Below are 19105 nucleotides of genomic sequence, written 5' to 3'. Positions count from 1 at the left end.
CAAGGTTACTGGAACGCCAACGGGAACATCAACCCGCCATCGCTAAAGAGCCGGTTGGCACCGCGATCCAGCTTCAGCGGACTGTCCTTGCCGAGGTTGCGATCGAACATCTCCCCGTAGTTGCCCAGCTTCGCGATGATGTTGCCGGCGAACTTTTCGTCGAGACCGATTGCGGCGCCATTTCCGGGCTCGACCCCGAGGAAGCGTTTGACGCGCGGATCTTCCGACTTTTCCATCTCAGCGACATTTTTCTGCGTGATCCCAAGCTGTTCACCGGTGATCAGGGCCTGGATCGACCAATTGACAATGTCGAGCCACTGGTCGTCGCCGTGACGAACCGCCGGCGTGAGCGCGTCCATGAACTTGGTAGCGGGAAAGATTACATAGTCGTCGGCATTTTCGGCCTTTGTGGCTCTGATCGATGCGAGCGCTGCGGCATCGGTAATAAGCGCGTCACACCTGCCGGAGAAGAAGGCTTGGCTCAATGCGGAACTGTTTTCGAACACGACCGGCGTAAGCCCAAGATTGTGCTCTTTCGAGACGTCGTTTGCGACGACCTCTGTCGTCGATCCGGTCTGGACGCACACCGAGGCGCCCTCCATCTCCTCGACTTTCGTCACCCCGAGCGACTTCGGCATCATGAAGCCGGTGAACTCATAGTAGTTCGGAGTCGTGAAGTTGAGTCCATTCGCATCGCGGCGCAGAGTCCAGGTGAACGTCCGCGGAAGGATGTCGATTTCGCCGGTTTGCAGAGCAGGCACCCGTTGCTGGCCACTCAGGGGCACGAACTCCACCTTGTCCTTGTCGTTGAAGACTGCGACCGCCACCGCTCTGCAGGTGTCAACGTCAAGGCCGCGCCAATAGCCCTTTTCATCGGGAGCTCCGAAGCCAACGGTACCTTGGCTCGCGGCGCATTTCAGAAAGCCGCGCGCCTTGACGCTGGCAAGTGTCGTTTGCGCGGACGCCGAAGGTGACCCGACGATTAGACTAGAGACGAAGATCGCGGTCATGCTCATTAGTTTCAGTATCATTTTGGTTCCCCATTTTTTTGGTTGTGAGAATTTTGGAAGACGTCTTCAGCTCGCCTTGGAGACCTTCGCTGGCGCAGATCGTTCGGCGATGTCGGCGAGGAATGCTTCGATGTCGGCTTTGAGGTCATCCAGATCTTCCAAGCCGATGCTGACCCTCAGAACCAGATCCTCCCCATGCCATTGGCTGGCACTACGATTCTGTTTGACCGGCATGGGTGCGATGAGGCTGCGCGTTCCTCCCCATGACGCACCAATGGCAAAGGTGCGCAGGACGTCGAGGGCCGCAGCAGCGTGTTTGCTCGCTTCAGGCTTCAGCACCACGCTGAAGACCCCGCTCACGCCGAGGAAGTCACGCTTCCAGATGTCATGCCCCGGAAAATCCAGCAGCGAGGGGTAAAGTACCTGTTCGACCAAGGGATGATGCTGAATCAGGGCAATGATCTCGGCAGCTCCTTCCGCGGCATGCCTGAGGCGCACCCCAAGTGTTTCCATTCCTCGCAGTACAAGCGTTGCATCATCGGGCGAAACACCGATGCCGAGGCGACCGAGAGTCGCGCGAAGGGGAACGATGTGCTCCTCTGCGCGCACCGTAATCGAGCCCATCAACACATCGGAGTGGCCAGAGACGTATTTGGTTAGGGCCTCGGTGACGATGTCGGCGCCGAGCGTGAGGGGTTTGTAGTTGAGCGGCGTTGCCCAGGTATTGTCGCAGCCGACGAGTGCGCCATGGCGATGGGCAATTTGCGCGATCCTCGGAAGGTCCTGGATTTCCATCGTCGTGGAGCCAGGGGACTCGCACCAGACAATCTTGGTGCGGCCATCGATTTGCCGCTCGAGATCGTCGATCGCCACCGGATCATAGTAGGCGACCTCAATTCCGAAGCGTGCGAGGTCGCGGTTGGCGAAGTCGCGAACCGGAGGATAAGAGTTGTCGGCAATCAGGATCCTATCGCCAGTACTCAAGAACGACAGCATGGCGACCGAGTTCGAAGCTTGCCCGGATGGGACCAGGAACGTTCGCACGCCCATCTCGAGCGCCGTCAGTTTTGCTTCCAGGGTCCGCGTCGTGGGTGTGCCATACAGACCATAGGTGTAGCCCTGATGCCCCCGCTCGCCGCGCGTCCTGTAGGCTTCAGCGTTCTTGAACACGATCGTGGAGCCGCGATAGGTCGCCGCGCCAAGCGTTTCAAAACCGTCCATATCAACGTCCGGCGTGATCACGCACTGGGTGAGATCTTTCATCTTGCCTTCTTCCCGAGAGATTTCTTTGATCGGATTAAACATGGGCATTCCCATTCCGTCCAATATCAATACAGTGATACCTTATTCTTCCTGGTTATAAGGTTGCGTACGATGAACATCCGACAGATCGAGGTCTTTTACGCAGTGATGACCAACGGCACCGCGTCACGCGCAGCCGAAGTGCTTCGCATCTCGCAGCCTGCGGTCAGCAAGGCGATCCAGGAGCTCGAGCGCGATATAGGTTTTGCTCTTTTTCGCCGGGAGAAAGGCAGGATGTTTCCCACCTCCGAAGGACAGATGTTCTTCCGAGAGGTGGAAGGCTCGTTCTCAGGCCTGGTCCACCTCAAGAGTGCAGCGGCCCGTATCCGCGATTTCGGATCCGGTGAAATCCGGGTGGCCAGCCTTTCGGCTCTGAGCACCAACGTGCTGCCACGCGCGTTGAGCGGTTTCCAAAAAAAACACCCGAACGTCGCAATTACGTTCCAGGCACAGATGTCTTCCGTGGTGAAAGACCTCGTTGCGAGCGGTCAGTTCGATGTCGGGCTTGCGGCAGATGAGATCGATATTGCAGGCGTCGACGTACGCCCCTTTGCGCGCTATCGGGTATCGATCGCCGTGCCTTCAGGGCATCGGCTGGAGTCAGCCGACGTCATTCGACCCCAAGATATCGATGGCGAAGCGTTCATAGCGCTGTCGCCAGAAGACACGACACGGCGATCGGCAGAGACAATTTTCTTCAACGAAAACATCAAGCCGAAGATGGTTCTTGAGACGCCCTACTCGACCACGATCTGCGCAATGGTCCAGGCTGGGATGGGAATTGGAATGGTCAATCCCATGACCGCCGAGCCCTATGTGGGTCGCGGCCTTTCCTTGCGTCCCTTCGAGCCTGCGGTCTATTTCAGGACGTTGCTACTCTTGCCACCCAATCGGCAACCCTCTCGTATCGTTTCCGATTTCGTAGAGGAAGTCATGCGCCACTCGGTGTTTCAGGATTGAATGTGCTGTCTGCAGAGTGTCAGGAACCAGAACCAATCCCTCACCCGACCTGACCAACGACCGGGCGATATCGAGGATGTCGTCGCGAGCGGCTGTCGGATCTTCCTTGCTCCCGGCGACCCCAGGCCCGATGCGGAAGTCGACACCGCTCACCTTCCTGAGGTCCAAATTGCGGTTGGGTAGATCCAGCGTCCGGCGCACAGCCGATGCCAAGACCGGCCGAGACCAGCGACAGCGCCTCCATCGTTCTGCGGTCTTCACAGTTGCTCTTCCAACGGGTACCCGTCGTCGCGCGTGTCAATCGTTTGCGGCACGACCCACGAGGACAGATCGCCGAGGGTAGATCCTTCCGTGACTTTTCTGCCGCGAGCGCCTGGCGGACGGCAGGTCCGTACGATCCGAACTAGAGCGAGGTGAGGACTGGCGATAGGCCTTGACGGCCATCCAACCCGCGGGTTGGCCTTTCGAGCCCATTGCCGGATCGACTGCCGTCCTGGCGTGAAGCCAGATGGATGCGTGTGGCGCTTCCTCTGTTCTCAGCAAGCTTAACGGCTGGCTGGCGCACGACCATAGAGCAGAAGCATGAGTATGATCATCACGCCGTAGATGATCTGGCGCCCGGCCTCTGGCATCTGCGTGACGGAGAGGATTGACTGCAGGAGTGTGATGAGGATTACGCCGGCGACAGTGCCGAGATAGGATCCCCGGCCGCCCAGGATCGAGGTTCCGCCAAGAACAACAGCCGCTATGGCAGGAAGCAGATAGGCATCGCCCATCGATTGCGAGGCCTTGGAAGCATAGCCTGCCAGCAGGACGCCGCCGAAGGCTGAGAGCCCGCCCGAGGCGGCGAAGGCGGTCATCACGATGCGGCGGGTATTGATCCCTGAAAGATAGGCCGCCCGTTCGCGATTGCCTATGCCGTAGACGGCCCGCCCGAAGCCCGTCCGGCGCAGCAGGAAGACCATCGCCGTGCCGACCAGCCCCCAGATGAAGACGACATTCGGGATGCCGGGGATCAAGGCGCCGGTGGAGAGATAGCGCATGGCCGCGGTGGCGGAATCCTGCGGCGAGAACCCGCCTGTGTAGACCACCATCACCCCTTGAGCGACGGCATTCGTCGCCAGCGTCACGATCATCGAGGGTATGCGCAGATATGCCACCCCGACGCCGTTGACGAGCCCGATGCCGATCCCGCAAAGGATTCCGAAAGGGATGGCAAGAGCAGTGCCGACCGGACCGTAGGCGGCAGCCGCGCAGGCCATCATGGCGCCCGTTGCAACGGTCCACGGTACGGAAAGGTCGATCTGCCCGAGCAGGATGACAAGCATCATGCCGGTGGCGATGATGCCGAGGAAGGATGCCACCTTCAATTGCTGCAGCAGATACTCCGGTGACAGGAAACTGCGCGAATAGAAGCTGCCAAGGACAAGCAGCAGCAGGATGCAGCCGAACGCGGTGACCACCGCCGGATCGAGTTTGCGCAGGAAGTTCGGCTTGCGTCCGTTTACGTGCGTCATCGCCGTCTCGCTCACAGGAACCACTCCAATCTATTGCGCACCCGGAAAAGGGCCAGAGCGCCGAGGCTGATGGCCGCAAGCAGGATCAGTCCCTGGAAAAGCGGTTGCCAGAGCGGGTCGAGATCGAAAACGAACAAAAGGTCGCCGATCGTGCGGAACGCCAGCGCACCAAAGACGGCACCGATGGCGCTGCCCTTGCCGCCGAACAGCGAAACGCCCCCCAGCACCACTGCGGCAATCGAGAACAGCGTGTAGGCGTTACCGCTGGCGAAAGCCGCGTCACCGGTATACGTGAAAAAAGTGAGAAACAGCCCGCCGAGGGCGGCCACCAGGCCCGAAAGCGTATAGGCAAGCAGCTTGCCGCGCCGGATCGGCATGCCAGACATGTAGGCCGCCGTTTCGGATGAACCTACGGCATAGGCGGCCCGGCCATAGACCGACCGGCTGAAGGGCACCCATATCAGCACAACCACCGCCGCGAGTGCCGCGAGGCTCGCCGGGACGACTCCGAATATCCGTCCCGTCAGGGCGTCCGCCAGACCCTCGTTAACGGAACCTCCCGGAAATGGTCGCAGCAACAGGGCGACACCGAAATAGATCGCCCCCGTCGCAATCGTCGCCACGATCGGCTGCAGCCGCCCATATATGACGATGGCTCCATTGATCGCGCCGCACACAGCCCCGACGGCCAGGACGATAACGACGCCGAAGGTCGTTTCGAGCGGCGAGCCCACAACCAACCATGAGGCCAGGCAGTTGGTGAGAAGGAAGATCATGCCCACGGAGAGGTCAATGCCCGCGGTTATCACCACCATGGTTTGGGCCATCGCGACAAAGGCGAGCAGCACCCCCTTGTTGGCAGCCGTCTGAATAACGTTGGCTGTGAAACCAGCCGGATGGTTCGCCGTGTAGATGATGAACATCACCACGAAGATCGCAACCGCAGTCAGCGTGCCCCGGTGCTCGGCCAGTCGATACTGCCAGTCGTTCATTGCGCGGGCTCCTGATGGAATGGTTCCGCGGACGGGATGTTAAGCGCGCTCGCGATCAGGGCGCGCTCCGTTATCTCAGCTCCCACCAGTTCCCGCTTCACCGCCCCGTCATAAAGCACGAGGACCCGGTCGCAGCAGCCGATGAGCTCGGCATAGTCGGTCGAATAGAACAGGATGCCCGCGCCCGCGTCAGCAAGGCGCCGCAAGAGCAGATAGATCTCCTGCTTGGTTCCAACGTCGATGCCGCGTGTCGGATCGTTGAGGAGGACGATGCGTGGCTGCCGCATCAGCCATTTCGCGATGACGACCTTCTGCTGGTTGCCGCCCGAAAGTGCTCCAACGGGCGCATCAATATTCCCCGCCTTGATGGCGAGCAGCGTCATCATCTGATTGATGGCGCTCTCCTCTTTCGCGCTGTCGATGATCCCGCCGCGCGTCAGCCGGTCGAGCGACGCAAGCGAGAGATTGTCGCGCACCGTCATCGGCAGCATCAGCCCCTCGGTCTTACGGTCCTCCGGGATGAGCGCCATGCCGATACCGTGCCGGCGCGCCTGCGCGGGGCTGCTGATGCTGATCGGGCTGCCGTCGACGAGGACCGTGCCGCGCAGCCCGCGCAGGACCCCGAACAGCGCTAGAAGGAGATCACGCTGCCCCTGCCCGTCCAACCCGCCAAGACCGACGATTTCGCCCGAGCGGAGCGAAAACGAGATGTCGTGGAGCCGGTCCGCCCAGGACAGATTTCGTGTTTCAAGCACTGGCGCAGTTTGTGCAAGCCGGCCCGGTTTAGGAGGGTAGACGCTGTGATACTCACGGCCGATCATCATCTCGATGACTTCGCCGTCACTCTTGGAGCCCGCCGCGTAGCTCGCGACCTTGCTGCCGTTGCGAAACACCGTGCAGTCGTCCGCAAGTTCCGCAATCTCGTTCATTCGATGCGAGATGTAGACAAGCGCCAGCCCTTCCGCACGCAATCGCTTCAGCACTGCAAAAACCTTCGAAACGTCGGCCGCAGTCAGCGCCGATGTCGCCTCGTCGAGGATGAGGATGCGCGGCTTGCGCGCTAGCGCCTTGGCAATCTCGACGATCTGCTTGCGCGACAGCGGCAGATCCTTGACCAGAGCCAGAGGATGGATGTCGACGGCACCGGCGCGCGCCAGCGCCTCCTCTGCCAGGCGCCTCTGGGCCTTGCGGTCGATCATGCCGAACCGCGTCGGCGGATTGGAAATGACGATATTGTCGGCAACGCTGAGTTCTGGGATCAACGACAACTCCTGGAAAACGCAGACGATCCCGGCGGCGTTGGCGGCAGCCGGCGAAGCGAATTTCACCGGCTGTCCATCGAGCGTCATCTGGCCCTCGTCCGCAGCCACGACGCCGGCCATGATCTTGATGAGCGTCGACTTTCCGGCGCCGTTCTCGCCGAGTACGGCGTGGATGGCCCCTGCCCTGACCGACAGCGCGGCATTTTCAAGCGCGCGAACCCCACCATAGCGCTTCGATATCCCCTCCATGCAAAAGAGCGGTCCGCCATTTTCCATTGCGCTCTCCGGGAAACCGTTACGGACGACGGGCACCACACGGCTGGCTGTGCGGTGCCCGTTCCTGATCGACCTACTTGTTTTCCTTGCTCTGCTTCATGATCTCCTGGGCGGAGAAATTAATCCCGCAGGTAGGGAAGGAATTACCGACGAAGAAATTGTCGGATTCGGACTGGAAGTAATCCTGGCCCTCCTTGAAATTCGGATCTTCGACAATGGCCAACGGCAACTTGACCGACTGCGGCACCACCTGTCCCTCGAGCGCGGCGATCGCCGTCTTGATGGCAACGGCCACCTGTGCGGGTCCGGTTCCAGCCGACGAGCATTTCAGGCCGTCGGCGGCATGTGCTGCGCAGAACTTGCGAAACCCGTTTTCGGTTTCGCCGCCAAACGGCACGAACGGATGTTTGGCGTCGATCATCGCCTGGACGATGCCGGTATCGCCACCCTGACCGGTAATGCCGTCAAAGGGACCGCTGGTGGCGATCGCATCCGCCGTCACCTTCTGGGCCACCGCGTCATCCCACTTTCCCATGACCTCGACGACTTCGAATTTCTTGCCCGATGCCTGGAGTTTCTCATGGATCCCATCGTGACGGTCGGTGTCGACCGAAGTTCCGGCCACACCGCGCACCTCGAGTACCTTGCCGCCATTCGGCAGATGTTTGACGAGCCATTCGCCCCACAGTCCGCCGAGCCCCTTCTGGTCGACGTTCACGTTGATCGCGTCCTCGGTGTCGAGGATGTTATCGAAGGCAACCAGCACCACGCCGGCTTCCTTCGCCCGCTTGATGACGGGCGCGAATGCCGTCGGGTTCTGGGCGTTGACGACGATGGCGTCATAGCCGGAATCGATGAAGTTGTTGATCGCCGAGATTTGGGCGGGCACGTCCTCACCCGTCGATACGACCTTGAACTCCTTCAGCTTGGCCGCGACGTCGGGCTGAGCGGCATAGGCCTTGGCTGTCTGCACCATCTGGATACGCCAGGTGTTGGCAATGTAGCCGTTCGCAAGAGCGATGCGGTATGGGCCGTCCTTTTTCGGAAACTTGAAGAATTTGGTGTCTGCCGACCAGGGCGCGAAACATTCCGGCTCCGCCGCGGGCCCTGAAACCACTTCCGGCTCTGCGTAGGCGGCCGATCCCAACATGAAAAAGGCAGTGGCAGCAACGATGCCGCCAGCGAGTGACTTCACCATCGACATTTCCTCCCATTGGCGCGCCGCTGATTTTGTTCTCCGGTTCGAGAGGGAACTCCTTCCCCCGGAACGGCACGAACTTCTCTGGCACCGGCACGCTGGATGCCTGCTTTCAACCATTGACGAGGCGCTCTGGTCTCCTCCCGAAAACACCGCTGTCTCTTAATTAGGTAGCGCTACCACAAAAAATTGTAAAGTAACATTTGCGGATTACCGAGAACCGAACTTCCCAATTTTCAGTTGAATTTCGGCGACGGTCGACACCGATCGAGGAAGGGCTATTCACTTCCGTGATGTTAGCGCTATCATGCAGCGGTCAGAGTGCGATCGTTGCCGCATGAGGGTACCCATGGCCGAGGATTTCGAGATCGTAGACCAGCGCTTTGCCAGCCTGGTCAACCACAGCGCCCGAGTGGAACAGCTCTACACGGGGTGTCGCTGGGCCGAAGGGCCGGCCTATTTCGCCGCCGGGCGCTATCTGGTGTGGTCGGATATCCCCAATGACCGGATGCTGCGTTATGACGAAACCGACGGGCATGTGAGCATCTTTCGCCAACCGTCGAACTTCGCGAACGGCAATACCACCGACCGGCATGGCCGTCTGGTGACCTGTGAGCACGGTGGCCGCCGTGTCAGCCGCACCGAACATGACGGGAGCATCACCACCGTCGCCGATCGCTGGAACGGCAAGCGGCTCAACTCGCCGAACGACGTCGTCGTGCGATCAGACGGGTCGATCTGGTTCACCGATCCCGCCTACGGCATCGAGTCCGATTACGAGGGCCACAAGGCCGAAAGTGAAATCGGCGCCTGCCACGTCTATCGTGTCGACCCGGCGACGGGCGCGGTTGCGGCCGTCATTACCGACATGGTGCGGCCGAATGGCCTCGCCTTTTCGCTTGACGAAAAAGAGCTCTACGTCGTCGACACCGGCCGGACGCATGGGCCCGACCTTCCTGCGCATATGCGCGTCTTCGATGTGAACGAGCCGGGCGCGATATCGGGCGGGCGGGTCTTTGCCGATTGCACCGTAGGCCTCTTTGACGGGTTCCGCCTGGACGACGAAGGGCGGATCTGGACAAGCGCCCGCGACGGCATCCATTGCTACCACCCGGACGGCACCTTGCTCGGCAAGGTGAGAGTGCCGGAAAACACCGCCAATTGCGTGTTCGGCGGGCCTAAGCGAAACATCCTCTACATCTGCGCCACCAGCTCGCTTTATGCCGTTCGGCTGATGGTCAACGGCGCAAGACTCGACTGAGGCAGGAGGCCAGCCATGCCGTTCGTGCGGATCACCATCGTGGGCGAGACCCTCGCCGACGATCCTGCGGCCAAGAAGGCGGCAATCAGCAGCCAGGTCACTGCCGCGATTGCCGAGGCAACCGGATTATCCGAGCGCGAAATCTCCGTCGTCTTCGATGAGGTGGACGCAGGGAACTGGTATGTCGGCCGCATCGATGTCGGGACCCTGCGCTCACGCAGCCAGCAGGAGTCGACGTGAAGGACGACATCACTTCCAAAGACCAGAGCCGGAAGGCAAGCCGACGCGGCAGTGGGAGGCCAACCATAGCCGACGTCGCAAAGCTGGCAGGGGTTGCCGCGATTACCGTGTCGCGCGCGCTACGCGATCCGTCGCTGGTTTCGGCCGAACTGCGCGCGGAGATCGATACGGCGGTGGTCCAGCTCGGCTATGCGCCCGACCCCAATGCGCGCGCGCTCGCCTCCTCCCGAGCCGATGTGATCGGTGTTCTCGTGCCGTCACTGACAAACATCGTCTTCGCCGACACGGTGAGAGGCATCTATGACGAGCTCGGCGACGGTCCGTTGCAGATACAGATGGGCAATACCCACTATTCGCCCCGGGAAGAGGAACGGCTGATGCGGATGTTTTTGAGCCAGCGGCCATCGGCGCTGATCGTGTCCGGCATCGACCAGACCGAAACGACCCGCAAACTGCTCGAGAGCGCGGATTGCCCTATCGTGCAGATCATGGAGTATGGCGACGATCCGGTCGATATGCTGGTCGGGTTCTCCCACTTCGATGGCGGTAAGGCGGCGACCAACCATCTGATCGAGGCTGGATATCGCCGTATAGGCTTCATCGGCGCGCGAATGGATCCTCGCTCGCAGCGTCGCCTCGCCGGTTACCGCTCGGCTCTGGAGACCGCTCAGCTCTTTGATCCCAAGCTGGTAACCACCACGCTGACGCCTTCACGCGTATCGCTCGGTGCGCCGCTCCTGGCCGATGCGCTTGCCAAGGTCGCCGATCTTGATGCGGTCTTCTGCAACAATGATGACCTTGCCATGGGCGTGCTGTTCGAATGCCAGCGGGCGGGTATCGCCGTGCCGCACAGCATGGCAATCTGCGGCTTCAACGATCTCGACATGATGCACGTCGCCTATCCGTCGCTCACCAGCGTACGCACGCCGCGCTATGAAATCGGCCGGCGCTCGGTGCAGATGGTGCTGGATCGACTTGCCGGCCGGCCAATTGAATCGCCGATCGTCGACTTGGGCTTCGAGCTTCAGGTTCGCGAAAGTACGGCGCGATGAAACGGCACATTCTCAAGGATCGGCCGCAGCGCACAATCCAGATGATACATGATGCACTTCGGTTAGGTTCTCCATAGCGGCAACATCGGCTGCGCGGAGACCTCTCGCTGCCACTAGATGGTGTAACGGGCGGTGCCCAGCCAGCAAGGTTTGAAAGGCTGGTGGTCGTCCCTCACAATGATGGTGTCGCGGAGTCAGGAATGGCCTGCTCCATAGCATCACGGAGAGACGACCATGAAGCAGTATGCCGGCATCGACGTGTCATTGGAATGCTCAAGCGTGTGCGTGGTGGATGCGGATGGCCGCATTGTGCGGGAAGCAAAGATCCTCAGCGAACCCGATGCGCTGATCGCCTGGTTCGGCGAGCACGGCGTGGCGATGGAGCGAATTGGTCTGGAGGCCGGCCCTTTGTCGCAGTGGCTCCATGCCGGGATGGTGAAAGCAGGTCTTTCGGTCGAGCTGATTGAGACGCGCCACGTGCGGGCAGCCTTTAAGACGATGCCGGTCAAGACCGACAAGAAGGACGCACGGGGCATTGCGCAGTTGATGCGGCTTGGCTGGTTCAGACCGGTCCACTGCAAATCCCTTCCGGCCCAGGAGGTGCGTGCGCTGCTGACCGCCCGCAAGCTCATTCAGGGTAAGCTTCACGACATCGAGATGAGCATCCGGGGCATTCTGCGCGGCTTCGGCCTCAAGGTCGGGCCGACGACGCGACGCACCTATGCGGCACGGATCCGCGAGCTGATTGAGGGTCATCCGACACTGGAGGCGATCGCCGCGTCGCTATTGAAGGTGCGCGACACACTTGCTGACGAATTTGCAGGTTTTGAGCGCAAACTGCGCGCTATGGCTCGTCAGGACGACAACGCACTTCGGTTGATGACGACGCCCGGCGTCGGCGTCCTGGTGGCGCTGACATTTGTGTCGGCCATCGACGCTCCCGAGCGCTTCCGATCATCCCGAGCGGTGGGGCCGCATTTCGGATTGACGCCGAAGAAGTACCAATCGGGCGAAACCGACTATAGCGGTCGCATTTCAAAGATCGGCGATGTGGGCGTGCGAACCGCGCTCTACGAGGCGGCCAACGTCATCCTCACGCGACCGGTCAAAGGCTCCGATCTGAAGTGTTGGGCACTGGCGGTCGCCAGACGTGCGGGGCCTAGAAAGGCGCGTGTCGCGCTGGCCCGCAAGCTGGCGGTGGTGTTGCATCACATGCTCCGGGATAAAACCAACTTCATTCCCCACAAGGCCGCGCCAGCAATGGCCGCCTGAGCCGGAGACAACAGGACAGCTTTCGGGCGGGCACCACCATCAGCCGCCCGGAGCAAGGTCCCTTCGCCGGGACGATGGAAGGGTTAGGCCGCCATACGGCAAGCAGCACTCAGGTGACTGCGCGTTCCTAGATTGGCCAGCCGGTCCTCAGCAGACCCCATACAGCAGCGGCCCAGCGCCGACTGCGGACAGAAGCAAGCACTCGGCGAGGGATTAAGCTCACAAGGGATTGACTCGGGAGAACCCGTTACAGAAGACCGTATGTTCGTGGGGTGAAGGTGGCCGCCCCCGCGGTAAGCTGAATTCGGGGGTTGCTCTGGATAGGCCGGAGCCGAGCCCCACGCTTAGCGAGGGCGAACCATGAAAGAAGATAGCAGACTGTTGAAGAAGTCCCTGGTTTGGCCTTTAGAACGGCCTCGTCGCCATTGTCGTAAGCGAACACGATCTCGATTGCGCCATCGTCTGGAAATTCGGTGTGGCCGTCATGTGTGACTTCATCCATTTCTTCAAATCCAGACCGTGTGAAGGAAACCGCAGATTGGCCGTAGCCGAGATTGAGCGTCGCATATTCGCCACTACGCGGGGTTCGAGTAACGGCTGTCCAACAGCTTCTATCATCGGAGTGGCCTTCCATTCTCATCCACATTGAGATAAGAAGCAGACCAATAGCAGGCTCTTCCTGCGTGCGGGCGTACGGTCGCCCCCCCAAATTCCCCCATTCGACTTTGCTCCGGTGCTATGTTTGCGACCGCAAACACTCGCGCGCCGGTTACCTCTCAACACGACATTGATGGAGGATATTCGTGCCCTCACGAATTCTCTTGCATATTCTTGCTCTCGCCGTCTTTTTCGTCGGAGCGACCGAGTTCATGCTGTCTGCCATGCTTGCGCCACTCGCGCAGGCTTTCGACATAACGCCCGCACACGCATCCTGGCTCGTGTCCAGTTACGCGTTGTCCTATGCTATCGCGGCTCCAATCTTCGGATTTCTGTCTGATCGCATGGACCGTCGCCGTCTCCTTTTAGTCTCCCTTGTCCTTTTCGCAGTTGATGGCCTAGCGTTGACGATTGCTCCAAGTTTTGGCGCAGCCATCGCGCTGCGGATGTTTGGGGGGGTGGCATCGGCGGCGCTCATTCCGACAGCCTTCGCGTTGGTGTCTGATATCGTCCCGGCTCGCCGGCAATCTGCCGCCATGGGAGTCGTCATGATCGGCATGACCTTCGGAATAGTAGCTGGTCCGGTGTTTGCCGGCATCCTGACGGACGCCTTCGACTGGCGCGCACCCTTTCATGCTACCGCGACTGGATGCCTAGTGGCCTTCATCATCGCGCAGCGTGTGATCCCCTCTCAACCGTCCCGCCGTCCAGCAAAAAAGCCGAAGCGGCTTGCCTGGATTGTTCGAGGAAGTATCACTCGTCCGCTGTTTGCAAAAGGTCTATGGAACGGAACGGCAGTGGCTGGTTTCCTTCTTGCCGGCGAAGTGCTTCGATTACGTCACGGCCTAAGTGTTGGCGCAGTCGGAGTTTCGGTGTCGGCGTTCGGCCTCGGGCTTGCAATTGGTAATCTCGGCATCGGCCCCGTCAGCCGCCTTTGCCGAAAAGACGACGTGACGCTCGTTGTAGCCCTCGCACTTCTTATTTTGGCGGTCAGCACATTCATGCTCGCGCCCCTTCCCTTAACAGGAGGGCTTGTCTGTCTTGTCATCTGGGGATTTGCGCTTGGCCTCGCCGCGCCAGCGAGCACGTCCATGCTCGCCACCCGCAGCGACGCTGACAAAGGTCAGGTTCTGGCAGTTTCTGAAAGCCTCAACAATCTGGCTATCCTGGTTGTTTTGCCCATCGCGGCAACGCAGCTGGAAGTGGCTGGCACCGCTAGCGCCATGATCGTTCTCGGTATCAGTTTGGCAGCTTCACTTGCCCTGACCATGGTCGACCGGCGGTTTTTGCGGCTGCAAGGCTCCTAAAGCTTGTTACGTTGCAAGAGTTCGGCGTTAAAGTCGCACGAACTCCTGTGAGCGCTTTTCATCACATTTTCTTCGGCTTCTTTCTTCATCATGGGAATCGTGCCCGCGTGGGCGGCTCCCGCTTGATGGGGGTGGTGTGTTGCTTCATTCAGCGTGGCGAGCTTGTTGCTTACGCCGCTCGATAGACCGCGATAGAAATGCCTCGATGTTCGGCGCGAGTGGGACCGCTCGAAACCGGAACTAAAAGATCGCCCTGCTGTGTTCCACGAAGGGCATGTATGCTGCTGACGTCACCGCCTTGCGCACCAAGACCCGGAGCCAGAATGATCGAGCGCGGGAGAAGCATTCTTTCACTGTTGATTGTCAAACTCGCGTCACCTCCGCCAATTGGCGAATATGCAGCTGGTGTGTCCGTCGATTGGCTCGATGAAAGGCAGCGCGATATCGTCAGGCTGGAGACATGTGTGGAAAAGGCAAAAGCGATCCTGGATCATACGGGAATATCCTTCGACGTCGCCACGATGTACGCAGAAATTGCCTGGGCAGACGACGAAATCGGAGAGAGGGGGCGCTATTGCGATCTCACGCTTGTCGGCGATGGGCTGATGGCCGATCCGGAACTACGCTCCCGCACGCTCGATGGAGCGTTGTTTCGTTCCGCACGTCCGATACTGATCGTGCCCAGAGGCAAAACCGCGACACTTACTCCGAAAAAAGTCGTGCTGGCTTGGGATTCGGGTTTCGAGGCGGCTCGGGCGGCCCGCGAGGCAATGGGCATTCTGGCAGGCGCAGATGACGTGCAGGTCACGATGGTGGATCCCCGCGCCAGCTACGGTCGCAATGGCGAAGAACCCGGCGCCGACATCGCGGCATACCTTGTTCGCCATGGCGTCTCGGTCGCCGTCGAGCGGTGCCAAGCGAGGGACGCAGCATTGACGAAGTGCTGAACCGATACGCGCGGGACGCCTCGGCAGAGCTGATGGTGATGGTGATGGGCGCCTATGGCCATTCGCGAATGCGCGAGCGGGTTTTTTGGCGGGTTAACCCGCTCGATGCTCGAGACCCCGTCAGTGCCGGTTCTCATGGTACATTGAACAACTGCTTCGAAGCCTGCTGCTTGGTGGGACGCTTGGCCTGCTGTTCGGCATCGAGCGGTCAACCGGGGGCTGCCGCGCCGGTACTCTATTGCGGCACAATCGCCTGAGCCTCGGAATGGACAGCGGGAGGTGCGGATTGCATGAGAGCGGGTTTCTTCCACCTTGCATTTCTGGCGGTCGCTCTAACCGGCATGCTTGCCGGCTTACTGGTAAAATACTTCGGCTGGCCGCTGGCACCCGACCTCATTTGGAGCGGCGCGACAGTTCCGGTGGTCGCAGCGCTCGCAATCACGATTGTGCGCGATTTCCTGGTCGGACGGATGGGTGTGGACGCCATAGCGCTCGTGGCGATGATAGCTTCGATCGCCATGGGGCAGCCACTCGCGGGTGTGGTGGTCGCCATGATGTATACTGGCGGCAACCTGCTGGAAGATTACGCACGCGGCAAAGCCGAACGCGACCTGAGGTCGCTTCGTGATCGAACGCCCCGCATTGCCCACAAGGTCGCTGAGGGCGAAGTAACGGACATTGCGGCTGGAGAGATCGTCGTAGGTGATGACTTGCTGGTAAGAGCCGGCGAGCTGTTGCCCGTAGACGGGCACCTTCTTAATGAACAGGCCAAGCTTGACGAGTCCGCCGTGACCGGCGAGCCTTTGCCGGAAATTCGGCGGAAGGGTGAACACCTTAGAAGCGGCACCGTCAATGCCGGCGAGGCGTTCCACTATCGAGCGTCTGCCCCAGCCAGTAAGAGCACCTATGCCGGCATTGTCCGTATGGTCGAAGAGGCACAGACCGCCAAGGCACCGTTCATCCGAATAGCCGATCGTTTCGCCCTGCTGCTTTTGCCAGCGACGCTTCTCGTTGCAGGTCTTGCGTGGTGGCTATCGGGTGATCGCATCAGGGCACTCGCCGTGCTCGTTGTCGCCACTCCCTGCCCGCTCATTCTCGCCGCACCCGTTGCCTTCATCGGCGGCGTCTCGCGCGCCGCACGCGCGGGCGTCCTGATGAAGGGAAGCTCCGCGCTCGAGGCGCTTGCCCTTGTCCGCACTGTCATTTTCGACAAGACGGGGACATTGACTGAAGGCGGGGCACGCATAACTTTCTTCGAAACGGCGCCAAATAGCGACGCCGAAGAAATCTTGCGCCTTCTCGCATCCCTCGAGCAGGCCTCACACCATGTTCTGGCCGAGACCATCGTTGCCTTGGCGCGAGCGAAGGGAATGCCACTGTCATCGCCGACAAATGTCCGGGAGTTTCGCGGCTCCGGATTGGAGGGCATTGTCGAGGGTAGGCATGTGCGCGCCGGGTCGCGTGCCCTTGTCCTTGCAGATGGAGAGGTACCGGCATGGGCCTGTTCGGTTGCATCAGCTAGGGAAGGCAGTTCGGGACTCGCAATCTATGTGTCCGTGGACGGTCGGATCGCTGCATTCCTCGTTTTGGCGGACGCAATCCGCCTTGAGGCGCCGGCCGCATTGGCTCAGCTTCATGCAGCCGGCATTTCGCGTATCATCATGGTCACCGGCGATGACGCCGAGACCGCCAGCATCGTCGGATCTTCCCTTGGGATCGACGAGGTCTATGCCGATCGTAGTCCGGCCGAAAAGCTTGCAGCCGTTGCGGCCGAACAACGTCGCCAGCCGACGATGATGGTGGGTGACGGGATCAATGATGCGCCGGCACTGGCTGCGGCTGATATTGGCATCGCCCTGGGTGCCCGCGGGGCGACCGCCTCGTCAGAAGCTGCGGATGTCGTGATCCTGGTCGATCGGATTGATCGCGTACCTCATGCTGTCATGATCGCACGGCGTACAAGGCGAATCGCCTTGCAAAGCATCGTTGTCGGTCTGGCTTTGTCGGGGATCGCGATGGTCTTTGCGGCCTTTGGATACATAACTCCGGTCGCCGGCGCCCTTTTGCAGGAAGGGATAGACATCGCAGCGATCGTTAACGCTTTGCGAGCCTTGAGTGGGCCGTCAAACATTTCCTCCACCGAAGGATCGGCCTCGCCTGCCCCGGCAAATTCGTAAGTGCATATCTTCCAGAAGGTAGCGAGGGCCGCCAATGGAGCTTCGGTCTTTCCTCAAACCTAATCACCACACGCCGACCACCACCGGCCCTTATCGTGCAGCCGATCGAAATAGACAAGCGCCATCGGGTGTATCTGGATGGAGTTGGTGATCACAAATTCCATGCAAGCAAGGCCGACACCGTCTGCGAACAACCTCCACCAGCGCGACGCGGCGAACCGTGCGTTGTTTGCTGATGCTGATTTCCACGAAAAGTTCACTATCAATCGATTGGAAGCACATCCCTCAAGCAAGCGGCATCGCTCGTTGACAAACGACGAGATTGAGATCGGTTTGGGCCGCGCATTTTGACGCGCATCAATGCGCGTTTCTCTGGATGTGGCGTCATAGATTGATAGCCGAGTGACCACCCGCTTGAAGCGCTGGTGCAGCGGGTGTCACGTCGTGGCACCCGAGCAACGTCAAGGTTCGGACACTGTTCCAACATTCGCACAGATCGCCGAAGCTGAGCGCTTCGATGAGGCCACCCTTGCAACGTTCCTGGCGGCACCGCACCATTCCCGAATGCCCAACCTTTCGCTCACTCGCTCCTATATCGCGGCGCGACGACATTGACTCAGCCATTGCTCATCTCGGCGACTGTCGATCTATCGGTTAGTCCGTCCTGGGTAGCGCGCGGTCGCCTTGTCGGCATGTTGACTTACAGCACGGTCATCACGCAATATCTGGCCCACCTCGGTTTCGCAGGTTCATTGACCGGTGTCCTGCTGGCGCGCGCCTCGCGCGCCATGTAGTGCAATACGGACCTCGGGTCTGAACCCTCGTCATTGCGGACGTAGCAAGCTCCTCGCAGATAACGATGCTGAAGCCGACTGGGCCGACGCCGACCTCGACATTCTCGTCGTCGGGCAGCCTGATCCAGCTCACCAGCCACCGTTGCGTCGCGCGGATCATTTCGAAGTCACGGTAGGCGAGCCGCGCTCTGGCCCTCCGGTGGCGGCGCGGAGGGCGAATTGGCCGCATGTGATGGCTTGAAATCGCCTTCTGTGGGCCTACCTACCATCGCGTTGCCTACCTTGAAGGAGCGCAGCCATGGAACTCACCGTGGTGCCCATCGTCAAGCCGGACGCCGCCAACTTCATTTTTGGCCAGTCGCATTTCATCAAGACCGTGGAAGATCTCCACGAGGCATTGGTGGGCGCGGTTCCAGGCATCCGCTTCGGGCTGGCCTTCTGCGAGGCCTCCGGTAAGCGGCTGGTGCGTTGGTCGGGTAATGACGAAGCCGAGCTTGCCCTGGCACGTGACAACGCATTGGCCATTGGCGCCGGCCACACTTTCCTGATCTTCCTCGGCGACGGATTCTTTCCCATCAACGTGCTGGCTGCGGTGCGTGCGGTGCCAGAGGTCTGTCGCATCTATTGTGCGACTGCCAACCCGACACAGGTGATCGTCGCGCAAACTGAACTGGGCCGCGGCGTGCTCGGCGTGGTGGATGGCGCCTCACCGCTGGGCTTCGAAACCGATGCGGACATCGCGTGGCGGAAAGACCTGCTCCGAAAGATCGGCTACAAGCTGTAGTGGCTGGACAAAGCCGGCGCCTGCGGTGCCAAGGGAATTCGAGACTGCCGGATGCGGAGGGCGACAAACCGCCGGGAATGAAGTTCAATTTACGACC

General features: G+C 60.4%; 17 protein-coding genes and 1 pseudogene. 11 read left to right on the top strand and 7 right to left on the bottom strand.

From position 1 onward, the window contains the following. Positions 1-5 precede the first annotated feature (5 nt). Both J3R84_RS31755 and J3R84_RS31750 read right to left on the bottom strand, forming a co-directional pair. Positions 6-1016, bottom strand: coding sequence for an amino acid ABC transporter substrate-binding protein (locus J3R84_RS31755; RefSeq protein ID WP_376743710.1), 1011 nt, complete (start codon positions 1014-1016; stop codon positions 6-8). 60 nt (positions 1017-1076) lie between these two features. Continuing rightward, entirely contained in the window at positions 1077-2273 is a 1197-nt protein-coding gene (locus J3R84_RS31750) for a trans-sulfuration enzyme family protein (RefSeq protein WP_057210212.1), read from the bottom strand. A 111-nt stretch (positions 2274-2384) separates the two neighbouring features. Here J3R84_RS31750 and J3R84_RS31745 point away from each other — a divergent pair, with 111 nt between their 5' ends. After that, positions 2385-3272 (top strand): LysR substrate-binding domain-containing protein, encoded by an 888-nt coding sequence (locus tag J3R84_RS31745; protein ID WP_057210137.1) that lies wholly within the window; start codon positions 2385-2387, stop codon positions 3270-3272. Between the two features lie 42 nt (positions 3273-3314). Here J3R84_RS31745 and J3R84_RS31740 read toward each other — a convergent pair. The 5 genes and pseudogenes from J3R84_RS31740 to J3R84_RS31720 all read right to left on the bottom strand — a co-directional run. Then, positions 3315-3534 (bottom strand): annotated as a pseudogene (locus J3R84_RS31740) (hypothetical protein); the annotation flags it as partial. A gap of 283 nt (positions 3535-3817) precedes the next feature. Next, positions 3818-4789 (bottom strand): ABC transporter permease, encoded by a 972-nt coding sequence (locus tag J3R84_RS31735; protein WP_207207730.1) that lies wholly within the window; start codon positions 4787-4789, stop codon positions 3818-3820. Between the two features lie 11 nt (positions 4790-4800). Continuing rightward, positions 4801-5781 carry an ABC transporter permease gene (locus tag J3R84_RS31730; RefSeq protein ID WP_025430850.1) on the bottom strand — a complete coding sequence of 327 codons (981 nt, stop codon included), beginning with the start codon at positions 5779-5781 and terminating at the stop codon, positions 4801-4803. Further along, positions 5778-7319 carry a sugar ABC transporter ATP-binding protein gene (locus tag J3R84_RS31725; protein WP_057213363.1) on the bottom strand — a complete coding sequence of 514 codons (1542 nt, stop codon included), beginning with the start codon at positions 7317-7319 and terminating at the stop codon, positions 5778-5780. Before J3R84_RS31725 ends, J3R84_RS31730 begins: the two co-directional genes overlap by 4 nt. A 73-nt stretch (positions 7320-7392) precedes the next feature. Beyond that, positions 7393-8517 (bottom strand): sugar ABC transporter substrate-binding protein, encoded by a 1125-nt coding sequence (locus J3R84_RS31720; protein WP_057210211.1) that lies wholly within the window; start codon positions 8515-8517, stop codon positions 7393-7395. 349 nt (positions 8518-8866) lie between these two features. On the opposite strand from J3R84_RS31720, the gene J3R84_RS31715 reads away from it, so the two are divergent. The 10 genes from J3R84_RS31715 to J3R84_RS31670 all read left to right on the top strand — a co-directional run bounded on the left by J3R84_RS31715 (position 8867) and on the right by J3R84_RS31670 (position 19008). Further along, positions 8867-9778 carry an SMP-30/gluconolactonase/LRE family protein gene (locus tag J3R84_RS31715; RefSeq protein ID WP_057210133.1) on the top strand — a complete coding sequence of 304 codons (912 nt, stop codon included), beginning with the start codon at positions 8867-8869 and terminating at the stop codon, positions 9776-9778. Positions 9779-9793: 15 nt separating this feature from the next. Next, the gene (locus J3R84_RS31710; protein WP_203530073.1) at positions 9794-10018 is read left to right on the top strand and encodes a tautomerase family protein; all 225 of its coding nucleotides are present in this window, start codon (positions 9794-9796) and stop codon (positions 10016-10018) included. Next, positions 10015-11070, top strand: a complete 1056-nt coding sequence (gene gntR / locus J3R84_RS31705) for an HTH-type transcriptional regulator GntR (RefSeq protein ID WP_225968559.1) — start codon at positions 10015-10017, stop codon at positions 11068-11070. Before J3R84_RS31710 ends, gntR begins: the two co-directional genes overlap by 4 nt. 234 nt (positions 11071-11304) lie before the next feature. Beyond that, positions 11305-12342: an IS110 family RNA-guided transposase gene (locus J3R84_RS31700; protein ID WP_057207512.1), complete on the top strand. Its 1038-nt coding sequence runs from the start codon at positions 11305-11307 to the stop codon at positions 12340-12342. Between the two features lie 803 nt (positions 12343-13145). Beyond that, the gene (locus J3R84_RS31695) at positions 13146-14306 is read left to right on the top strand and encodes an MFS transporter (RefSeq protein WP_203529704.1); all 1161 of its coding nucleotides are present in this window, start codon (positions 13146-13148) and stop codon (positions 14304-14306) included. Between the two features lie 323 nt (positions 14307-14629). Next, positions 14630-15253 (top strand): universal stress protein, encoded by a 624-nt coding sequence (locus J3R84_RS31690; RefSeq protein WP_203529702.1) that lies wholly within the window; start codon positions 14630-14632, stop codon positions 15251-15253. A gap of 290 nt (positions 15254-15543) precedes the next feature. Further along, positions 15544-17430, top strand: a complete 1887-nt coding sequence (locus J3R84_RS31685) for a heavy metal translocating P-type ATPase (protein ID WP_057207918.1) — start codon at positions 15544-15546, stop codon at positions 17428-17430. Between the two features lie 138 nt (positions 17431-17568). Then, on the top strand, positions 17569-17781 hold the full coding sequence (locus J3R84_RS31680; protein WP_203529700.1) for a hypothetical protein: 213 nt from the start codon (positions 17569-17571) through the stop codon (positions 17779-17781). 260 nt (positions 17782-18041) lie between these two features. Further along, positions 18042-18224: a hypothetical protein gene (locus J3R84_RS31675; protein WP_156408098.1), complete on the top strand. Its 183-nt coding sequence runs from the start codon at positions 18042-18044 to the stop codon at positions 18222-18224. 298 nt (positions 18225-18522) lie between these two features. Next, positions 18523-19008, top strand: coding sequence for an adenosine-specific kinase (locus tag J3R84_RS31670; RefSeq protein WP_057207912.1), 486 nt, complete (start codon positions 18523-18525; stop codon positions 19006-19008). Positions 19009-19105 lie beyond the last annotated feature (97 nt).

Source organism: Ensifer canadensis (assembly GCF_017488845.2).
In the GTDB taxonomy this organism is placed as follows: Bacteria; Pseudomonadota; Alphaproteobacteria; order Rhizobiales; family Rhizobiaceae; genus Ensifer; species Ensifer canadensis.
The sequence above is the reverse complement of the archived record's forward strand: the minus strand, read 5'-3'. Positions and strand labels throughout refer to the sequence as shown.

Bases quoted from the DNA above. Each gene is read 5' to 3' on its own strand.
- J3R84_RS31750 (WP_057210212.1), bottom strand. From the start codon at position 2,273: ATGAAAGATCTCACCCAGTGCGTGATCACGCCGGACGTTGATATGGAC.
- J3R84_RS31700 (WP_057207512.1), top strand. From the start codon at position 11,305: ATGAAGCAGTATGCCGGCATCGACGTGTCATTGGAATGCTCAAGCGTG.
- J3R84_RS31710 (WP_203530073.1), top strand. From the start codon at position 9,794: ATGCCGTTCGTGCGGATCACCATCGTGGGCGAGACCCTCGCCGACGAT.
- J3R84_RS31755 (WP_376743710.1), bottom strand. From the start codon at position 1,016: ATGAGCATGACCGCGATCTTCGTCTCTAGTCTAATCGTCGGGTCACCT.
- J3R84_RS31720 (WP_057210211.1), bottom strand. From the start codon at position 8,517: ATGGTGAAGTCACTCGCTGGCGGCATCGTTGCTGCCACTGCCTTTTTC.
- J3R84_RS31685 (WP_057207918.1), top strand. From the start codon at position 15,544: ATGAGAGCGGGTTTCTTCCACCTTGCATTTCTGGCGGTCGCTCTAACC.
- J3R84_RS31715 (WP_057210133.1), top strand. From the start codon at position 8,867: ATGGCCGAGGATTTCGAGATCGTAGACCAGCGCTTTGCCAGCCTGGTC.
- J3R84_RS31690 (WP_203529702.1), top strand. From the start codon at position 14,630: ATGATCGAGCGCGGGAGAAGCATTCTTTCACTGTTGATTGTCAAACTC.
- J3R84_RS31680 (WP_203529700.1), top strand. From the start codon at position 17,569: ATGGAGTTGGTGATCACAAATTCCATGCAAGCAAGGCCGACACCGTCT.
- J3R84_RS31730 (WP_025430850.1), bottom strand. From the start codon at position 5,781: ATGAACGACTGGCAGTATCGACTGGCCGAGCACCGGGGCACGCTGACT.
- J3R84_RS31670 (WP_057207912.1), top strand. From the start codon at position 18,523: ATGGAACTCACCGTGGTGCCCATCGTCAAGCCGGACGCCGCCAACTTC.
- J3R84_RS31735 (WP_207207730.1), bottom strand. From the start codon at position 4,789: ATGACGCACGTAAACGGACGCAAGCCGAACTTCCTGCGCAAACTCGAT.
- J3R84_RS31745 (WP_057210137.1), top strand. From the start codon at position 2,385: ATGAACATCCGACAGATCGAGGTCTTTTACGCAGTGATGACCAACGGC.
- J3R84_RS31725 (WP_057213363.1), bottom strand. From the start codon at position 7,319: ATGGAAAATGGCGGACCGCTCTTTTGCATGGAGGGGATATCGAAGCGC.